This window comes from Streptomyces sp. NPDC004838, assembly GCF_053600955.1.
In genome coordinates this window covers 215,790-235,720 of sequence record NZ_JBSGAW010000005.1, presented here as the reverse complement: position 1 = coordinate 235,720, position 19,931 = coordinate 215,790, and the positions used below count along the sequence as shown (strand labels likewise).

10 protein-coding genes and 2 pseudogenes are annotated in these 19,931 nt (G+C 71.7%); 2 read left to right on the top strand and 10 right to left on the bottom strand.

Annotated features, from left to right (window positions below; genetic code table 11):
- Positions 1–58 precede the first annotated feature (58 nt).
- The 6 genes and pseudogenes from ACWEFL_RS08555 to ACWEFL_RS08530 all read right to left on the bottom strand — a co-directional run bounded on the left by ACWEFL_RS08555 (position 59) and on the right by ACWEFL_RS08530 (position 8,130).
- The gene (locus ACWEFL_RS08555) at positions 59–4,480 is read right to left on the bottom strand and encodes a peptidoglycan-binding protein (RefSeq protein ID WP_451709334.1); all 4,422 of its coding nucleotides are present in this window, start codon (positions 4,478–4,480) and stop codon (positions 59–61) included.
- Positions 4,481–5,214: 734 nt separating this feature from the next.
- Positions 5,215–5,988 carry an SAM-dependent methyltransferase gene (locus ACWEFL_RS08550; RefSeq protein WP_451709331.1) on the bottom strand — a complete coding sequence of 258 codons (774 nt, stop codon included), beginning with the start codon at positions 5,986–5,988 and terminating at the stop codon, positions 5,215–5,217.
- A 219-nt stretch (positions 5,989–6,207) separates the two neighbouring features.
- Positions 6,208–6,510: pseudogene (locus ACWEFL_RS08545) on the bottom strand (methyltransferase, FxLD system); the annotation flags it as partial.
- Positions 6,511–6,810: 300 nt separating this feature from the next.
- Positions 6,811–6,996 (bottom strand): DUF397 domain-containing protein, encoded by a 186-nt coding sequence (locus ACWEFL_RS08540; RefSeq protein WP_451709328.1) that lies wholly within the window; start codon positions 6,994–6,996, stop codon positions 6,811–6,813.
- A 97-nt stretch (positions 6,997–7,093) separates the two neighbouring features.
- Positions 7,094–7,279, bottom strand: a complete 186-nt coding sequence (locus tag ACWEFL_RS08535; RefSeq protein WP_451709326.1) for a DUF397 domain-containing protein — start codon at positions 7,277–7,279, stop codon at positions 7,094–7,096.
- Positions 7,276–8,130, bottom strand: coding sequence for a helix-turn-helix domain-containing protein (locus ACWEFL_RS08530; protein WP_451709323.1), 855 nt, complete (start codon positions 8,128–8,130; stop codon positions 7,276–7,278). The genes ACWEFL_RS08535 and ACWEFL_RS08530 overlap by 4 nt, the downstream gene beginning before the upstream one ends.
- Positions 8,131–8,294: 164 nt before the next feature.
- Between ACWEFL_RS08530 and ACWEFL_RS08525 the strand changes: the two genes are divergently transcribed.
- Both ACWEFL_RS08525 and ACWEFL_RS08520 read left to right on the top strand, forming a co-directional pair.
- Positions 8,295–8,732, top strand: coding sequence for an ATP-binding protein (locus ACWEFL_RS08525; RefSeq protein ID WP_451709321.1), 438 nt, complete (start codon positions 8,295–8,297; stop codon positions 8,730–8,732).
- A gap of 283 nt (positions 8,733–9,015) precedes the next feature.
- Positions 9,016–10,656 carry an APC family permease gene (locus tag ACWEFL_RS08520; RefSeq protein ID WP_451709318.1) on the top strand — a complete coding sequence of 547 codons (1,641 nt, stop codon included), beginning with the start codon at positions 9,016–9,018 and terminating at the stop codon, positions 10,654–10,656.
- 15 nt (positions 10,657–10,671) lie between these two features.
- Here ACWEFL_RS08520 and ACWEFL_RS08515 read toward each other — a convergent pair whose 3' ends face one another.
- The 4 genes and pseudogenes from ACWEFL_RS08515 to ACWEFL_RS08500 form a co-directional block, all read right to left on the bottom strand.
- On the bottom strand, positions 10,672–11,901 hold the full coding sequence (locus ACWEFL_RS08515) for a TIGR02679 family protein (protein WP_451709497.1): 1,230 nt from the start codon (positions 11,899–11,901) through the stop codon (positions 10,672–10,674).
- Positions 11,902–12,011: 110 nt separating this feature from the next.
- Positions 12,012–13,451: pseudogene (locus tag ACWEFL_RS08510) on the bottom strand (glycosyltransferase family 39 protein); the annotation flags it as partial.
- A gap of 729 nt (positions 13,452–14,180) precedes the next feature.
- Positions 14,181–18,539, bottom strand: a complete 4,359-nt coding sequence (locus ACWEFL_RS08505; protein ID WP_451709315.1) for a TIGR02680 family protein — start codon at positions 18,537–18,539, stop codon at positions 14,181–14,183.
- Positions 18,536–19,771 carry a TIGR02678 family protein gene (locus ACWEFL_RS08500; RefSeq protein ID WP_451709495.1) on the bottom strand — a complete coding sequence of 412 codons (1,236 nt, stop codon included), beginning with the start codon at positions 19,769–19,771 and terminating at the stop codon, positions 18,536–18,538. Before ACWEFL_RS08500 ends, ACWEFL_RS08505 begins: the two co-directional genes overlap by 4 nt.
- Between the last annotated feature and the right edge of the window lie 160 nt (positions 19,772–19,931).

The window sequence follows — 19,931 nt, the reverse complement described above, 5'->3', positions numbered from 1 at the left end:
GACGCGGCGGTGTGCCGGGCGCGCCGGCACAAGTGACCGGCCGGTGCGCCCGTACCCGTCAGTGCGGGATGCCCGTCCAGGGCAGATCCGTCGCGTCGAACCGGAAGCTGTTCCGGTCGGTGCGCAGCTGGCGTTCGCTGAACTCGCGCCTCGGTTCGGGGGCGGTGGGCGGGTCGGCGACGGGTAGCGCCGTGTTGACCGGCAGGGTCCAGTGGTTGGGCGCGTTCTCCGCGGGCCAGTCGTAGACGGACTGCACGGTGACGCCGAAGTCATCGTTGGGGACGTTGTTCATCATTCCGCGAACCAGCCAATCCTCCTCCGCGTCGCCCCAGTCGGCCAGGGGCTGCAACAGGTCGGCGTTCGCACCGCAGTTGGTACGTGCCCACTGGAGCGCGCTGCGGAGCTTGGAACCGGCGCTCGGATGCACGACGTTCGCCTGGGTGGTGCCTTTGACGATGAAGGCGGGCCGGTTGACGTGCCAGCGCGTGATCAGCCCGATGGCGCGTTCGGAGGTGAACACCTCCCCGATGGTGGGGCGTCTGGTGGTGCCGTCGGGATCGGTGACGTTCAGAAGGTGGGCGTTGTTGATCTGGGGTGCCTGGGCGGTCGGGGACCAGGGGACGCTGAGCACATCCGCGATCCGCTGGCGGGTGGCGCCCCACATCTCCCGCCGGATGGCGTCCTCGGTCCGGAAGGCCGTGGCCAGGCGGTAGTACCAGTGCCAGCCGCGGAATCGGTTGTACTCGAGGACGGTCCGGGGGACGGGCACCGCGCCCGTCTCGGTGTCCTGACGCGCGCTGGAGACGTACACCCGTCCGATCCGGTCCCAGACGGCGTTGTCGTTCCACTCCTCAAGGGGATTGATCCCCGTGACCCCGAAGTGTTCTTGGTAGGCGACGGGGTGGCGGAGCTTGAGGAGCGACAGAAAGGCCCACATCTCGCCCCGGCGGGCCGCCCAGGTGTCGCCTACGTTGGGCGTGGGTGTGGGCGCGCCCGCGACCACTGGATAGTTCTCGCCCGGCACCGCCGTGGGGCCCATCGTCCAGTGGAACAGGCCCCCCGAGAGGAACGCGCTGTCATAGGAGTTGAGCACGTCGAAGTAGCCGATCGACTCCACGTCGGAGACGGCCCGGACCACCTTGAAGGTGGAGAGCCGGCCGTCGTCGGGATCGTCGGTCGCCGCCGTGACCAGATCCGCCAGGGTCGGGTGGACTCCCTCGTGGGCAGGCAGCAGACTCTCCGGCAGCACCTCGCTGTCCGGGTGCCAGCTGGACGTGGCCGAGGTTCCCCCGCCGCCGTCGAACTGCACGTCGACTTTGTACGGGACGTCGTCCGCGGCACCGGGCCCGTTCTCGTCCGTCCCTTTGTACACCTGGTGGTAGTCCATCCAGTAGGCGAGCCGGGTCCGGAAGACGCCCGCGGGCAGGCCGCTGGGCTGGGCGACCCGGTGCGCCTCGGGAACCGGGTGGCGTCCGGTGAAGTCGGTGACGTAGATGGACCGGGAGTTCACGCCCGGCTCGGTGTGCCGCCAGATGTTGCCCATGCCCGGAGCCGGGTTGTTGGAGTGCGCGCTTCCTGTTCCGCCTATGTACGCCTCGACCACCACCGGGCAGCGCCACCGCTCCCGCTTCCACAGTCCGATGGCCCACCGGGTCTGGGCGTTGACGACACCGCTGACCCGTCCCGCGTACCACTGGTCGTCGGCGACGGTGGCGGCGGCCAGCCTGGCGGCGTACCGGGCGGGCGGGCTGGAGACCTCGGCCTCGTACGCGACGGTGCGGCCCTGCGCGTAGGTCTGGAACTCGCGCACGCCCCACTCGGTGTGGTGCCCGAAGACGCCCGCCGTATCGCCCCGGACGATCGCGAAGCCAAGCTCGGCCAGATCGTTCTGGAGATCGCGGACATGGGTGCCGGCCGCGGTGTTCACACCGGCGTAGACGCCGGTGGCGCCGTTGTGCGGATCGCGGTCGCCCCGCCGGAGCGCGAGCGAGGCGTACAGACCGGGCACGTACAGGCTCCGACGCCTGTCGAGGACGACGGGGAAGGCGCTGTACGGCGCGATGGTGGTGCCCGTCGTCTGCTCGATGGCGAAGTGCACCGCCTGGACGGCGACTTGGCGTTCCGGAATGAAGGTGACGGACACCTCGCTCAGCGACTCGCGGCCGACGATCTGGCTGCCGGGGTTCCAGGCGGTGCGGTAGCGGCGGTGGTTGAGGATGGAGTCGACGAAGGTCTGGGCGGTCACCTGGGAGACGAAGACGGGGGAGCCGTCCTCGTCCACCACGTTCGCGTCCTCGACCACGCTCTCCACCGGGAGCGGAGTGCCGGGCCGGGGCGCGGCCTCGCTGTCGCCGGGTGCGGAGATCGCCGGGGTGACCTCGGTGTACCACTCGGGTCGGCGGGACAGTCGGCGCAGCGCGTTCAGCTCGCCCACCTGCGGATGCCCGGTGACCTGCCAGGGTATCGACGGCCCCTCCGCCGTGAGCTGTACCCCGGCGGTGACCGCCGGGGCCGGGTCGTCCCAGCCTGCCCAGCCGCGCCGGCCCCGCTCTCCTTCGGCGTTGGAGTAGCCCGCCGAGTGCAGGGCCCGATCGGCGGCGGAGGTGCCGCGCAGGGCGCCTGCGACGAGATGGCCGATGACGGCCTCGCCGAGCACGGGCTGTGTCTGGGGGGTGCCCGGTGTGCGGTAGGCGCGTTCGGCGGAGAGCTGCACGGTGTCGGCGAAGGCGTGGCCCGATCCGCCTGCCAGTACCAGGAGTTGGCGTCGGCGGACCTGATCCGTCCCGGTCGGCGGCACCTTGCGGGTGGCCAGCCGGTTGAGGGCGTAGTGGTACCCGGCGGTGTCGGCGGCCCAGGACCCGGTCTGGTCGGTGGCCTCCGTACGGTCGTCGGTGTGCCGCACCCGGTGCAGCGGCACGGCCGACGCCACCAGGGTGAGGGTGTCGGGGCGGGCCTCGGGCAGCAGGTCCAGCATGGCGTCGAGGGCGCTGTCGCCGACGGGTCTGCGGTCCTGGCCGACCACGGCGAGGGAGCGGCGGGTGGCGACGTCGAGCACCAGCAGCCGCCAGCCCCGGCCGGTCACCAGATAGTGGTAGTCGAGCGCGCCCGACGGCCGGGCGAGCGCGGTGTCGGGGACACCGGCGCGGGCGGCGACGGCGGCGCTGTGGGCGTCCTCGCCGGGTGCGGGGGAGTTCAGCCAGCCGGTGAGCGCGTCCAGCAGCAGCCTGCCCGGCGAGGCCGCGCCGGAGAACTGCTCCGGGGTGTTGCCCCAGGCGCGCAGCACGGCGTGGGCGGCGAGCGCGTTCTGCACCACGCGCCGCCCGGTGGCGTCGCTGAGCAGGGCGGTGGCCTCGGCCGTACCGCGGTTCCAGCCGGGGCTGATGTCGTGCTCGCCGAGCCCGGTGAGGACCGGGACGTTCGCCAGGACCCGGCGGACGGCGGGCAGTCCGGCCCGGAAGGACTTCAGCGCCGCCGACTGGTCGCGCCAGGCGGCGAGGAGGTCGGCCAGCGGCTTCTGGGCGGCCGTCGGTTGATAGGGCTTGCGCTTGAGGATCTTGTCGCGCAGCGCGGCGGGGAACGAGGCCCAGCCCGGGTCGGGGCGCACTGTCTCGACGGCGGGCGGCTCGGCGGGCCAGAGGGTGTCCGTCCACATCATCAGCTGCATCGCCGCGTACTCGGCGAAGGAGAGCAGATGGTTGGGCGAGGGGGTGGGGAGCTTGACGCTCTCGCACAGCGCCGCGCGGGTGCCGGGCCCGAGGACACCGGGCTGCTGGGCGGCGCCTCCCGGCAGTACGTCGTCCCGGATGCCGAGGGCGGCGACCGCCGAACGGACCATGGACAGAGTGGTGTCGGCGACGTCGGCGGCGCTGATCTGGTCGCCGTGCAGCAGGAGCAGATGCGGGCGACGGCCGGTGGCCGGGCCGGACACCGCGCGCGCGATGACCGTGTCGGCGTGGGCGAGCATGTCCGGACCGTCGGCGTGGGGCCGCCGCGCCCCGCCGTGCAGCACGCGCAGACCGTCCGCCGTGGCGGGCGGGGTGACGAATCCGGGCAGTTGCGGTTCTCCGGGAGCCGGGTAGCAGAACAGCGCGCGGGCCAGTTCCGGCGTGGCGGCGGCGACACCGGCGTCCATCAGGTCCTGCCGGCTCGAACCGTTGACCGTGAAGCCGACCCGGTAGCGGTAGGCGGTACCGGGTTCGAGCGCCGCGCCGCCCGCCACGACGGTCGCGGTGACGGCGACGGCATGGGCGTGCGCGCCGAGCGCTTCGGTGTCCGCCGTCCCGGCGAACAGCGGCTCCGCGTCGGCCGGACCGGAGCCGGGGATCACCTCGACGGTGACCTTCCGTGGCTCGCGGGTGACGACGAAGACGGTCACCCCCTGGTCGTCGACCCGGCGCAGCACCGGTCCGGCGACGACCAGCGGCGGCGGTGCCGCCTGCTGCGGCTGCGGCGCCGCCAGGCCGTCGGCTCTCTCGGACACGCGTAGATTCTGCGCGGACACCCGCGATCCCCCCTGCTGCGGCCAGGCCGCCCCCGTATGCCGGATGGACCCCTCCACCCGGTAATCGCACGTCATGTGACGATGCGTCAGTCAGAGTTCCGGGGAATGCCCGGGCTCCGACCGTGAAGATCCTGCACAGGAGCAGATGGCTACCGCAAGCGTTTCGCGAAACACACTCAACCGGTCATCGTCACTCTGGTATCGGTGCCGCTTTGCCGGAGCCGATCGGCGTAGTGCGCGTACGCTCCGGGATGTACAGGGCTGGTCGGTTTGCCGGGTACGGGGGGCGTAGGGATATCGGTCAGGTGCCGGTGGCACATGCCAATGGAACCACGGGCCTCCGAGTGTTCGAGTGAATCCGGCCCGCCGATTGGTCCGACGCGACCCACGCCGGGCGGAATAGTCGACGCTCTCCACATCGCAGCGTGCGCCGGGACACCGGTTGAGTTTGGCTCTTCTGGAGTGAGCCCGCCGACCAGGCCGGAAGGACATCGCCGACTTTCTTACCCGCTCCGATCGGGTGGGCAGAACCGAGGGCAGCCCACGACGAGCTGTGCGGGGCCGGAGACGCCTTCGCGGCGCTCCGGCCCACCCGGCCACGAGCAACCAACACCACCACTTCACCGCTATCCGGCCAGCTCAGCCACGCAAAGCGAAACGGGGAGGCTAGACGAAGGCCACGGCACCCGCGTCCACGACAATCGGCAAGCGCGCTACGGTTTGCCGGCGACGCCCCCGTAGATGTCCGTCGGCTCCGGGGAGGTGCCCGGGTCAGGGCGCCACAGGGGACACGAGACGATCCCGGGGGCCAGTAGTTCGAGCCCCTCGTAGTAGGTGCTGATCTGCTCAGGGCTGCGCAGGACGTACGGGACAGCGCCGGTGTCGTCGTACCCTTCCTGTGCCTTTGTGAGGTCGTCGTTGACACCGACGCTGTCGTAGTGCACGAAGTAACTGCCCGAGGGTAAAGCGGCCTGGAGGCGGCGGACGATCGCCTGTGCCTCACCGAAGTCCTGGATGTGGCCGAGGATGCCCATGAGCATCAATGCGACGGGGGCGCGGAAGTCGAGGATCTTGCCCGCCGCGTCCAGGATCGTCTCCGGGTCGTGCAGGTCCCCATTGATGTAGGTGGTGATGCCCTCGGGGGTGCCGGGGAGCAGGGCTGCGGCGTGTGTCAGGACGATCGGGTCGTTGTCGACGTAGACGACTTTGGCGTCCGGGGCGATCCGCTGGGCGACCTGGTGGGTGTTGTCGTACGTCGGGAGGCCCGTGCCGATGTCGAGGAACTGGCGCACACCGAGGTCGCGCGTGACGTGAGTGACCGAACGGATCAGATATTTGCGGGACTCGCGGGCCATCGTCGCGATTTGAGGGGCCAGTGCGAGGTAGGCGTCTCCAGCCGTGCGGTCGACTTCGTAGTTGTCCTTGCCGCCCATCCAGTAGTTCCAGATACGTGCTGAGTGGGGGACGGAAGTGTCGGGTTTGCGCATGATTCCTCCGAGGCGGGATGAGTGGTGGTCACGGTGGTGCGCTAACGTGCCGGACGGATCGCCGGAAGCTCGTTCGGGTTCTGGGTACGGTCCGCGTCCTGACAGGGGTTGAGGAGGCGGGCAGTGCGGCTGGCCGCAGCAGTCTTCGCGCTCGCGTTCGCATCATGGTACGGAGGGACGGCGGCGGTGTCTGGGTGGATGCGGAACATGCCGGTGAAAGTCTGCCGTGGTGACCTCGCCGGCCTCTCCGACCAGCTCAGCGAGGTAGGCGGCGTTGAGACCGCCCGAACCGATCTCCAGGACCCGCATCCCAGGCCGGATCTCGGCCTGTTCCGGCATGAATACCTGGATCTGCGGAGCGGATACGGAACTTAAGGCCGTGCCTTCGTCGTCCCGTTTGGTGACCACCGAGTTGTAGGTGCTGTAGGCATTCTCCAGGGATGCCTCGGGCGCGAAGAGGTGCCTCGGGACCCAGCCCAGGACGTGCGCGACCGCGTCGGAGACGATCGCGCCGTCCGCGATGGGTTGAGCCTGATTCGAGGGGTCAGTCTCGGACGTACTGAACGAACGTGGACCAGCCGTCCCGCCCGACGGCGAAGTGGGGATGTGTCAGGTCCTTGGGAGTCCCGGACGTGAACGGCCTGCTCGGTGGCGGCGATCTCGATGCAGCTGTCGCCCTGGGCGCTGCTGTAGCTGGACTTGAACCAGGTGAGTGTCGGTGGGTTGCTTATCGTGCACTCCCTACCAATGGCTTGGGCCCGCTCCTTGCGGGCGGGCCCAAGATCTGCTCAATCACATGGTTGTACGACTGAGCCTGGAGTCTCAGCTTCGGGCGTACTGAACGAACACGGACCAGCCGTTCCGCCCGACGGCGAAGTGGGGACGTGTCACGTCTTTGGAGTCCCGTACGCAGACGACCTGTTCGGTGACGGCGACCTCAACGCAGTTGTCGCCTTGAGTACCGCTGTAGCTGGACTTGAACCAAGAGAGTTCTGCTCTCCTGCTCATCGTGCGCTCCTCACCCACAGCCGGGCCTGCGCTTGTTTGCGGGCTCGGCTGTGTTCCCCTGGGGGTTCGTTGTACGGGGCGAGCCTGTTCCGAGGGGTCAGCCTCGGACGTACTGAACGAACGTGGACCAGCCGTTCCGCCCGACGGCGAAGGGCGGGCGTGCCAGGTCCTTGGAGTCTCTTATGTGGGCCGCCTGTTCGGTGATGGCGACCTCGACGCAGTTGTCGCCCTCTGTGCCGCTATAGCTGGACTTGAACCATGTCGGCTCGGTTGTGTCACTCATAGGTCTCCTCGGAGGCGCATCAGCAGACCCACGGAGGCGTTGGGATCGAGGGCCTGTGAGCGGAGTGTTGCATATCGCTGATGCAGCACGGTGGCCTGTGCCACGTCAGCGATGAGACGGCCGTTCTTCTGCCCTTCGGAATAGGCCAAACGCCGACCGTCCGGAGCGTCCAGGAGAGCAAGCGGACCATCGAGACCAGCGTGACACGAGCTGTCGATCGGCATGATCTGCACGGTCACATTGCGCAGCTCGGTGTGCTCCAGGATCTGATCAAGTTGGCTGCGCAGGACTCCGGGCCCCCCGAGACTCCGGCGGACGATGTGTTCCTCCAGGATGAAGCTGAAAGAGGTGTTGGGCCTTGAGCGGATGAGTTCCTGGCGCTCCATGCGAGCAACGACCTGTGCCTCCATCTGTTCGTCGGACAGGGGTGGCACGCTGTTTGCGAACGCCGCTCGCGCGTACCCCTCCGACTGCAACAACCCCGGCACCAGCCTGCACTCATACGTGCTCAGGCTCACCGCCACCCGCTCCAGCTTGGCCCACCGCCGGAACCACGCCGCCAACCCCGGCTCCCCCCTGGTCAGATGCCGCGCCGCCTTCCGCAGCGCCCCCGTGTTCCCCAGTACCTCCTCCGCCCGTTCCACGAACGCCTCGTCCGGCATCCGGCGGCCCAGTTCCACCGACGCCACCGTGTGCTTGGAGAAGCGGACCGCGACCGCGAACTCGGCGCGGCTCAGGCCCGCGTGTTCGCGTAACGCCTGGACGACCGCGCCGAACGTCCGCAGACTGTCCGACGGGTCGGGCTCCCGTTCCCAGTCGCCGACCGTCGTCTCGGTATCGTCGATGGTCATTCGCCACACCTCCGGGTCCTTGCGTGGGGCGCGCGCCCCGAGCGGAACTCACCCAGAGTGATCGAGCCGTTCGCGTACTGTCCATCGAACAGCCGCGTACGCGGGCCGCGCGTACACGGTTCGGCGCTGGTGGAGGCCCCGGAGCCGCCGTCATCGTGTCGGCCATGCACTTCACCGCACCTCAACACCCGCTCACCGTACGTGTGTTCTCCCAGCGTCTGCCCACCACCCGCCGGGGCGCGCGGCTGGCCCGGCAGCTCACCGTCGGGGAGCTGCGCCGCTGGGGCGTTCCGGCCGCCGTCATCGACCGCGCCGAGGTCGTCGTCGCCGAGCTGACCGCCAACGCCGCGCTCCACGCCCGCGTCCGGGAGCGCGGCTTCCGGCTCGGGCTCTCGTACGACACTGACGCCCGCACCCTCCGGCTGGAAGTCACCGACGCTCGGGGCGACCGGCCCCTCGTACCGCCGGAGGAGGTCCCGGACGACGGGGAGTCCGGCCGTGGGCTGCTTCTGGTCGGCGCGCTGGCGGACCGGTGGGGGAGCCGGCCGTGCCCGCCGAGCGCGAAGACCGTGTGGGCGGAGATCGACACCGGTTCGTGCTGACCGCCGTGCCCCCGGCCGGATGCCGTGGGGTCGCCGTACGCCGCGACGGGGTGACGCAGGCAGGGCGAGGCGGCGTACCGGCTCCGTCGGCGCGGCGATCCGCAGGGGGCCGGCGCGGCGCGCGAGAGGCCGGGGCCTTGGTGCATTCCGGGTGCGCGGACGACCCGTGTGGCGCAAGCCCCGCACGTCTCCGCGTGCTCCGCCGACCGCCCGGACATCGTGGGGACGTCCCGTGGACGCCTATCGACGTCCGTGACTCGTCCTCAGCGGAACAGGGGTTCAGATGCCCGAAGCGGTCGCGCCCGAGTCGCCCAGGAACCCCGGACTCAAGCGGGAGATCGGGCTGATCGGCCTCATCTGGACCTCCGAGGGATCCATCATCGGATCCGGGTGGCTGTTCGGCGCGCTCTTCGCCGCGCAGGCGGCCGGTACCGCGGCCCTCGTCTCCTGGGGGATCGGGGCCCTCGCCATCATCGTCCTCGCGTTCGTCCACGCGGAACTGGGGGCCATGTACCCGGTCGCGGGCGGCACCGCGCGCTTCCCGCACTACGCCTTCGGCAGCGTCGCGGGCGCGTCCTTCGGCTGGTTCTCCTGGCTGCAGGCCGTCGCCACGGCCCCGATCGAGGTCATGGCGTCGCTGAACTACCTCAGCGTTCACGCCGAGTGGGTGCAGACGGGGAAGAACCAGCTGACCGCCGCCGGATACGGGCTGGCCGTCGCCTTCATGGCGTTCTTCGTCGTCGTCAACTTCTTCGGCATCCGATGGCTCGCCCACACCAACAGCGTGGCGACCTGGCTGAAGATCGCCGTCCCCGTGTTCACCATCATCGTCCTGGCGGCGACCACCTTCCACAGCGGCAACTTCGGCTACGGGGGCTTCGCCCCCTTCGGCGCGCAGGGAGTGCTCTCCGCCATCAGCACCGGCGGCATCATCTTCGCGCTGCTCGGCTTCGAACAGGCCGACCAACTGGCCGGCGAGAGCCGCAATCCGGCCCGTGACATCCCGCTGGCGGTCATCGGCTCGATCCTGCTCGGCGTGCTCATCTACGTGGCGTTGCAGGTGGTCTTCATCGGGGCCCTGCCGCAGAGCGCCTTCGTCAACGGCTGGGCCGACCTCACCTTCGCCGACAAGACCGGCCCCTTCGCCGGGCTCGCCATCTCGGTCGGGCTCGGCTGGCTCGCCACGATCCTCTACATCGACGCCGTCATCTCACCCTCCGGCACGGGCCTCATCTACACCACGGCCGCGTCACGGGTCTCGTACGGCCTCTCCCGCAACGGCTACGTCCCCGTCCTCTTTGAACGCACCACCAGCCGTGGCGTCCCCTGGTTCAGCCTGCTGTTCACCTTCATCGTCGGACTCATCGTGTTCCTGCCCTTCCCGACCTGGCAGAAGCTGGTGGGCTTCGTCACCTCCGCGAGCGTGCTCATGTACGCGGGCGCGCCGCTCGCCCTCGGATGCCTGCGCAAACAGGATCCCGACCGGCCCCGCCCGTACCGTCTGCCCGGCGGGCTGTTCTGGGCCCCGGTGGCCTTCGTCGTGTCCAATCTGATCATCTACTGGTCGGGCTGGGACACCCTGTGGCGGCTCGGGGTCGCGATCGTGATCGGGTATCTGCTCCTCGGCGGTTCCGCGCTCCTCAAGCTCAACCCGAGGGTTCCGCACATGGACTGGTGGTCCGCGCAGTGGCTGCCGGTGTACCTCGTCGGCATGGGAGTGATCTCCTGGCAGGGCGGCTTCTGCAGCACCGGGCCGGCGTCGTCCGCGTCCTGCGGCGCGACCGACGCGATTCCGCTCTGGTGGGACATGGTGATCGTCACCGCGTTCAGCCTGGTCGTGTACTACTGGGCCCAGTCCGTACGCCTCCCGGACGCGGAGACCCAGGAGTACATCGGATCCGTCACCGTGGTGCCGGGCGTGTGACCGCGCGGCCCGCCGTCAGCGCAGGTCGGCGAGGAGCGTGCCGAGCACCGACTCCTCCTCGACGCGGACGCCCAGTTCCATGAGGGCCGGGGGAAGATCCGGGTCCCAAGGGGCCTCGGCGGGCCGGCCGGTCAGCGACGGACCGCCGTCGCCTGCGAGCACGGCCGCGCGGTAGTCGGCGGCGGTGTACCGCCAGGGACGCCAGGGGACGTGACGCCGGAGCGCCGCGGCGATACGCAGCCCGCCCCAGTCGAAGTCCCCGTGGTAGTGGAGCGTGGCCCCTTGCTCGTGCAGACGGCGGACGAGGGTCAGGGCGGCCGCGGACGGCTGGCCCTGGAGGCACACCAGCGGCGCGGACCGCGGGCCGTACGCGTCCGCCGCGGCGGCGAGCACGGCGGGGTTCTCGCAGATCCGGACGGCCAGGCGGCCGGATCCACGGTCGGAGGCGGCGGGCGGATGGCGCATGAGCTGTCGCAGGGTCAGCACGGCCGGTTCGCCCGAGTCGGCCAGCCAGTCCAGGGCGGGCGTGCCGCGGAGGTTCAGGGTGAGGACGGTCGAGGACAGCTCGTCGCGGAGCAGCCCCGCCGAGGCCCACGCCTGCCGCCGCCACTCGGCCCCGCCGCCGTCCGGGAAGCCGGTCAGCGCCCGGACCCCGGACAGCGTCAGCGTGGCGAGCGGGGTTCCGTCGTCCAGGGCATGGGCACCGCCGAGGAGCCGGGCCGCGAAGGCGGGTAGGGACTCCGGCTCGTCCAAAGGGAGTACGCGCAGAGCGGTGGCGACCCGGTCGAGCAGTTCGCGGGCGGCGGCGGGCGTTCTGGCGAGACGCCGTACCAGACCGTCGTCGCGGAGCCGCGCGGCCCAGGGGGCGAGGTCCGGGCTCCGGTCCACGAGGGCGTCAAGGGCGGAGTACGCCTCCCGCCACGCGCGCTCCTCGGCCTCGCGCGCCGCGTCGCGCGGGACGACCGGCCCGGTCAGCGCGATCACGGCCGGGCCCAGGCCCCGGGCGCTGACGCCCGAGCGGCGCAGGACGTCGTCCACCGCGTCGAGCCGGACGGTCAGGGAGCGCCCGCGCCCCGGAGACCGGCCCAACAGGCGCTCGACGGCGGCCCGCTGGTCGTCGGTCGGCGTACCGAGGGAGACCGGCCCGGTGAGCGGCTGCCCGCGCTCCAGACGCTGCCGCGCCCGCTCGACCAGCCAGGCGAGGCCGGGATCCCCGAGAAGACGGCGCAGCCGGGCCGTGTCCACCTCGGCGTCGGGCGTGAGGTCCACGGTTGCTCCTGTCGGTTGGTGGCCGCCGACCGGGTCGGACGAGCCGAAGTCGGCAAGGATCGGGCTCGGGATCCAGAGGGTTCGAGCCTCTGGTACACCGTCACCCGCCGACCGCGGACCTGCTCGTCCGCCACTACCGCAAAGTACTCGTTCAGTACGGAGAGCTTCACCTTGTCTCCGGTGGCCGAGACGGGTGTCGCCACCTCCGCCGCATCCGTGATCAGCAGTATCTCCGGATGTGTCAGCATCACGGCTCTGATCCGCGCCGGGTGTGCTTCCACGCCCTTGAGGGTCCCGGACGCCTCCGCGCTCTCCGCCAGGGCGACGTCTTCGAGACCGGTGAAGGCGTCAGGGGAGACCAACTTGGTGTCGCGCCGCGCTGCCGGTACGAAGAGCACCGCGTCTCCGGGCCTCTTGAGCTGCCGCACGTCGGCCGCAACGGCCAGTACATCGTCCACCCGGCTTGCCGGGGACCGCTTGGCCAACGACTGCGGCAGCAGTGCCGTCATCGCCGCGGCAGTCACCACGGGGAGAATCCATGCTGATGCCCTGGGGAACTTCGGCGCCGCCGCTCGTACCACCGCACCCAGTGCCGTCCCGATCAGCAACGTCAGACCCAGGAGGCTGAACAGGATGTACCGTTCCAAGAACATCGGCTGGATCAGGGAGATGCCGATCAGGGCGATCTGCGGCACCGCCAGCAGGGGTAGCCCGACGGCCGCCACCGATAACCGGCCTACTCGCCGCCGGTCCACCAAGGCCCCGACAATGCCGATCGCCAGCAGGACTGCCGGGCCGATCATCATGTGCCAGGACAGCGGCGGTATCCAGGAAATCTGTCCTGACTGACCCCGGCTGAACAGGATCAGCGGCAGTACACACGCTGTGGCAACTGCGGAGGCCCCCGCCCAGCCTGTCAGTGTCCCGCGTCGGGACCGCGTCCAGACCAAGGTCGCCAGGTGAGCGGGCAGTATCAGCAGCGATAACCAGTTCAATAGCCCGCATAACAGTATGACGCCGCCGTATGTCGTCCAGAGCGTCGGCCTGTGGTACTGCCCTTTGATTGCGGTCACCAAGAGCAGTGTTGAGATCCCGGCCCCAGCCGCGACCAACGCGTACGGTCGGCCTTCTTGCAGGTGGAACTGCACGGCCGGAAGGAGTCCGAACGCCAGCCCTCCCCCCAGACCCGCCCAGAAACCGGCCAGCTGGTGGCCGATTCGGGCCACACACGCCGCCGCCGCTGCCATGGCGAGGACGGAGGGCAGCCGTAGCGTTGTGGTACTGGGCCCGAAGCACTCGAAAAGGCCGTGCATGAGCAGGTAGTAGAGCCCGTGAACAGCGTCGACGTGCCCCAGCAGATGCCAGATCTCGGCGGTTGACCGGCCGGCCACCTGCCAGGTCGCCGCTTCGTCCCGCCAGACGCTGTGCTGCCGCGACAGCCCCCATGAGCCGAGGGCGAGGGTCCACAGTGTGGGGATCAGCCAGACGGGCAGACGGTGTCGCGGAACGGCTATGCGGGGATTCATGGAGGTATTCAGGTCCCGAGGTGGCAGCGCCGACCGAAGTAAGCGGTTGGTGGACGTCGAGGGGGAGCGTCATCGGACGAGCATTGGCGACACCTGGAAATTGTCAAGTGATGGGAAGTCCGCACTGGCCGGAGCTGGCTGGGGATGGCCGGGGCCGGTCTGCGTCGTCCGGAAACTCGCGGAAACCCTTTTCTTGCAGATCAATGCCACTTCGCGAGGCCGCACTCTGCCTTTCCGGCCTGGCTCTGAGCGATCCAGGTGCAGCGCTTTATTCCGACTCATTGACGACCCTGCCGGGGGAATGTCCCCCAGTTTGCCGAAATGGGCCGAAGTGCCCGTTCGGTAACGCGAGTCGGCCCCCGATGACTCCCGAAAATTCACTTGTCGCTGGATCGCGCCGGTGATCACGTCGATCCATGGCCAGTGGTGCACAAAGCGCTGAACAGGTTCGGGGCTGATGGTCGGGGGCATTTCCGGCGGCCCATTCCGAACGGTTCAGGCCAGTTTCCCGGGATTCCGCCGACGGCTACGGTGGCGTGTCCGTCGTGGATCTTCTGCATGCGCCACAGACGCCCCCGTGGGACGGCCGGTGTCAGCTCCACGGGGCGCCGGTGGGACGGTCGGTGTCAGCTCCACGGGAGCCCCTGTGGGAGGCGAGTGTCGGACCAATGGCGTTCCGGTCCGGCTGCGGGCGGCCGGGCCACGCTCGTACCCGGGCGGCCGCGGGCGTCAGAGCCGCAGCCGCTCCTGACCGGCCGGGGTCTCGGCGCGCGGTCCGGGAACGGTGTGCCCGGACCGTACGGGGTCGTCGCGCCGGGTCCGGGCGGTGCCGTCCCACTCCCAGCGGGTGACGAGGACCGCCGCCACCTCGTCGATCCGCGAGAGCTGGGCGATCGCGATGCCGGGCACCTGCGGGTAGCAGGCCCATTCCCGTTCGCTCGTCATCACCACGTCGAGGTCGAAGGCGTGCAGCAGGCCCAGGCACTTGGCGCGCGAGTCGTCGTCCACCCCCGCGAACGCCTCGTCGAGGGTGACCAGGCGCGGCGCGTGGGGGCTGCCCGCGCTGGCGTAGTGCGAGGAGGCGGCGGCGAAGAGGGGCACGGAGACGGCGAGGACCCGCTCACCGCCCGACGCGGGTCCGGTGGCGGGGACCCAGCGGCCGTGCTGGTGCCGCTCGACGCCGAACTCGTGCCAGGAGCGGTAGTCGAGCGCGGCGGTGAGGTGTTCGAGCCAACTGCCCGCGGTGTCGTCGCTCTGCTGCCGGGCGATCTGCTCCTGGAGGAACTCGCCGACGGCCGCGCGGTCGGCGGGCGTCCAGGCGTCGGCCGACTGCCGCAGCCGCTCCCGGGCGCGGGCGAGACCGGCGGGGGCTCTGCGGGAGGGCCGCCAGACGAGGCGGAGCTTCATGCCGGTGGAGGTGGGGCGATCGTCCAGTTCGGCGTTCATGTCCCGCACCTGCCGTTCAGCCGTGCCGATCAACTCCTGGAGCGTGCCCGCGACTTCGGTGATCAGATGGGTTTCGAGGATCTCCCGCTCCCTGGCGGAGAGGATCCGCGTCAGCTCGGCGACCTCGGCCGTCAGCGCCTCGGCGAGTTCCGGTACGCCCCGCTCCCGGCCCTGGTACACGATGTCGACGACCATCCCCTCCTCCACCATCCGGGCGGAGGCCGAGTGCCCGTGACGGGAGAGGGTGTCCTGGAGCGTCTTGAGTTCCTCGCTGAGCCGCCGCTGCACCCGTTCCCACGCCCCGTCGGAGTCGTCGACGCCCGACAGGCCCGCCTCGATGGCGCGGGCCAGCGCGATGGCGGGGCTGGCCGCCCAGGGGCCGTCGTCCGGGTCCGGAACGGCGAGTTCCGGCAGGGCGACCGTGATCAGGCCGGTGGCGGTGAAGCCGCGCAACGCCGCGATGGCGTCGGCGCGCGCCGCCGCCGCGCCCTTGAGGCCCTTCTCCAACTGCCCGATGCTCCCCTCGGCCCGCGCCGCCGCCTTCTCGGCATCGGAGTGCTGCCGCCGGGCGAGCCCCCGGTCCCTCTCGCAGGCGTGCAGGGCCTCGGCGGTCTCCGTGAGCCGCCGCTGAAGGTCGGCGACGGCCGCGCCGACCGTGGAACGCAGGGTGGCGTGGCGCTCGTCCGCGCCGGCCGCCTCCCGCCCGGCCTCCCGCGCGCGGAGCGCGAGTTCCTCGGCGCGCTCCGCCGCCTGCCCGGCCTCGGCACGCTCCTCATCCGCCCGGCGGGCCGCCTCGCCCCGCTCCCGCAGCGCGGGCCACAGGGCCGCCAGGACGGTCGCGAGGGAGCCGAGGGCGTCGCGCACCGCGGCCAGACCGGGCCGGTCGGCGGGCAGACCGAGGTCGGCGGTGGTCCCGGCGAGTTCGGCCGCCGCACGCTCGGCGCGTTCGACCGCCTCGGCGAGGGCCGCGGCGCGCTCCTCGCGCCGCACGCGCGCCCGTCGCACGGCCTCGGCGCCGGCGGTCAGGGCGGCGTGCGCACGGGTGAGAGCGCCCTCGTCCGGTACGTCGGCCAACTCGGCGTCGAGGGTACGGCGGCGGGCGGCGATCTCCTCGGCCTCGGCGGCGACCGCCGCGAACTCGTGCTGGAGAGCGATGAGTTCGGTGTTCAGTTCGGCGATACGGAACCGTCGGGCCGCCTCGCGCGCGCCCTCGCCGATGTACTCGGCGACCGGCTTCGCCCACCGGCCCGTGAGCGCGCCGACGCGGAAGCGGCCGTCCCGCGCAACCCAGGTCCCCGCCCGGCTCTCCGCGTCGGCCCCGATGGCGGCGAGCAGCCGGGCGACCGTCTCCTCGCCCACCGCCGCGGCCTGCGCGTCCCCGTGGTCCAGGGCCGGGCGCAGCAGTCCGGTCAGCGAGGCCCCGGCGACCGGCCCGGCCGCCGGGGCGAGCAGCACGTCGTACCCCTGCCCGTCGGCGGCCAGGACGCTGCCGTCGGGAAGCACCCAGGCGTCCAGCAGCCCGGACGCCTCCAGGGCCGCTTCGAGACCGGCGCGGTCCGGCTCCGGCAGCCCGCCCTCGAAGTCCACCAGCCGCCACAGCGGCGCTCCCGGCAACCGCTCGCGCAGCCCCGGCGTGCGGGTCGGCGGCGGCTCCGGCCCCCGGCGCGCGCCGCCTTCCAGCGCGGCGAGTTCGCTCCGTACACCCTCGATCCGGGCCGTCAGCTCCGAGCGGCACCGCGTGGCCTCGGCCGCCCGGTCGGCGAGGTGCGCCGACGCGGCGCTGTGCGCCCGTGCCGCGTGCACGCGCGCCGGATAGGGGCCGTCGAGGCGTCCGGTCCACTCCTGAAGCTCGTCCAGCAGCCCGGCCGGGTCGGGGTAGGCGAGTTCGGTCCACGCGCGGGCCCGTTCCCGTACGCCGTCCAGCAGCGCCCGCCCGGCCGCCGCGACGGCCTCCTCGCTCCGCAGATGCGCCTCGGCGGTCCGGTCCAGTTCGACTCCGGCCTCGTCGGCCCGTACGGCCTCGCCGCGGCGCTCGGCGGCGAGCCGCTCGGCCGTCTCCGCCAGGCCCTCCGCGTGGGCGAGCGCGCGGTGCCGCCGGTCCACCGACTCCTGTACGGCGCGGCGCAGTTCGGGCTCGGACGGCGCGGGGGCGGCGGGCAGGCCGGTTCTGGCGGCGGCGGGGGTGGGGGCCGGGGCCCCGGAGGCCGGAGCGTCGGTTCGGGCGGCCGGAGGGACCGTGGTGCCGTCGGCAGGGGCCGCGGTCCCGTCAGCGGGGGCCGTGATGCCTTCGGCGGGCAGGTCGACTCCGGCGGCGGTGGCCGCCTCCCGCGCCCGGTCGAAGGTGTCCTCGACCAGTCGCGCGGCGGCGCGCGACCGGTTCTCGGCCGCGCCGAGCCTCCCGAGCGCCCGCGTGTGGTGACCGGCGGCCTGGTCACGGTCGTCCACTGCCCGGCGCAGGGCCTGAGCCGTGCCCTCCACCGCCTGGGCCGCCCGCTCCAACTCCCGCGCGTCCCGCATCTCGGGGCCCTCGCGCAGGGTGGTGTCCTGGGCCCGCAGCCGTACCTCGGTCTCGTCCAGCGCGGCGATGCGCCGCTCGGCCGCCTCCCGTTCCTCCTCGGCCCTCGCGCGCTCGTTCTGCCCTTCGGAGAGGTCCCGTTGCAGTTGCTCGTAGCGGGAGTGCTCGGTACGCGGGAGGCGGGCGCGGCGGCGGGTGGCGATCCTGGCGTAGCGCCGGTAGTGGTCCAGGAAGGCGGCGGCGGCCCGCTCGGCGGCGACGGCGGCGGACAGCTCCCCCTTCTCCTCGTCCAGCGAGCGGAACGCCTCCGCCACATCGGCGATGACCGCCTGGTCCAAGGGAGGCAGCGCCTCGGTCAGGGCACGGGAGAGAGCGGCCTCGTTGGGGCGCTTGGAGAGCTGGGGCTGGCGGAGCTGGATCAGCAGGTCGACCAGGGCTCCGTAACGCTGTTCGCCGAGCCCGAACAGCGCCTCGTCCACGGCCCTGCGGTACGTCCTGGCCTGGTCGTACACCATGCCGTGCTCCCCGATGGCCTCGGCGAGCCGGTCCCGGGTCAGGGCCGTGCCGGTGGCGTCGAGCAGGCTGAGGGTCCGGGCGGGCGACGCCTCGGGCCGGTGGTCGACGCGCCTGCTGGTGACCGCGTACCAGTGGCGGGCGATACCGCGTCCGCTGACGGCCTTCAGCCCGCACAGCAGCGTACGGAAGTGCTCCTCGCCGCTGTTCTCGTCACGGCGGCCGAACTCGACCCAGGTGTAGCCGAGGCGTTCGGGGTGCGGGTGCTCGCCGCCGAGGAGCAGGTTCCACTCCATCCGCTTGCCGGGGTCGCCGTCCGGTTCGACGCGGCGCGAGCCGAGATCGCCGTCGAGGAGGAAGGGCAGGGTCAGGGCGAGCACTTTGGATTTGCCGGTTCCGTTGTTGCCGCGCAGCAACAGCCGTCCGTCCCGGAAGCGGAACTCCTCCACGTCGTAGTGGAAGAGGTCGACGAGCCCGATCCGCAGAGGCTGCCAGCGCGAGCGCAGCGGTGCGGGCAGCGCGCCGCCGGGGGCGTCGGCGGGGGCGTCGGCGGACGGGCCGGCGGCCCGCTCGGCGGATGGGTCGGCAGGGGGCTGCGGGTGGCTGGTGGTCACGGCTGCGGTGCCTTTCGCTGCGCGGGCGTGCGTACGGTGCCGGGTTCGCGGACGACGGTCTCGCCGACCGCGTAACGGGACAGGGCCGGGCGCGGCGTCGCCCCGCGGGCCGTGCGGGTGACCAGCCCGAGGGCGGTGAGCCGGACGACGGCCTGTTCGGCGAGTTCGGCCTCGGTGCCCGGTTCGCGCGCGGACTTGGCCCAGAAGCCCCCGTGTTCGGCGGCGAGTTCGCGGACCCGCAGGGCCAGCTCCTCGGTGGTGACCGGGCCGGGCGCGGCGGCCAGATGCTCGGCGAGCAGCAGCGTGATGTGGCCGTGGGTGCCCTGCTCCGGCATCCGTAGGTCGGTGAGGTCGTCGTCGGGGTCGACCATGGCGATGCCCTCGGCCCGGACCTCGGCGACCAGCCCGGTCAGTTCGGTGATCCGGGCCGTGAGGAAGCCGCGCTGACGGGTGAGATAGGCGAGTTCGGCGTCGGTCAGCTCGTCGTAGTAGAGGACCGGGTCGTCCAGGAGACGGCGGGTCAGATGCCACCGCATGGCGCGGAAGCGCAGTTCGTCGCTGTCCAGGGCCGTCTCGGCGACGAGTTCGCGCAGCCGCTCGCCGAAGCTCTCGGCCAGCACGGTGGAGGGGCCGCGCCGGGTGGCGAGCAGCCCGGCCAGCACCCGCCGCTCGACGTCGTACAGCACATCCCCCGCGCCGCTGACGTACGCGTCCTCGTCGCCCGCGACCCGCCGCAGTACCCCCAGGCTCAGCAGGAGGCGCACCACGGCCGCGAGGTCGAGGCGTTCGTCGCGGCGGTCCAGGGAGAACCGGATCCCCGCCTCGGCGAGCTTGGGGTCGGCGGCGTCGATGACCACCTGGTCGGCCAGGCGGCCGAGGGCGATCTGGGCCTCCCCGTGTTCGAGGGCGGCGAGGGCGAGGCAGAGCAGGACGTAACGGCGGCGGGTGAACGGGGAGGCGGCACGGCTGGCTTCACGGGCGGGGTGGGTGGGGTCGGTGAGGAGGCCGGGGATCTTGCGCAGCCGGGCGGCCTCGGCGTCCGTGTGGAGGGACCAGCCGGTGTTGCGGTCGAACCACTCGCGCAGTTCGGATGAGTGGCGGCGGACGAGACGGAACTCGTCCGCGTACCGGCCGCGGGAGAGCAGCAGGGGCTGCTTGAGCAGGGCGCGGGCGGCTTTGCGGAGGTCGGCGGCGTGCTGTCCGTCGAGGACCTCGGCGAGCGGAGTGGTCACGGGTGGCACGGGTGTCACGGGTGGACCCTCCTGTCTGTGGGGTGTGCGGGGCGTGCGGGGCTTTCCGGTGCTGTGGGGCTTTCCGCAGGCACTGGGAGGCTTTCCGGGGGTGCTGCGGGCGCTCCCTCGGGGTGCGTGAGGCCGTCCGCGGGCCTTGTGG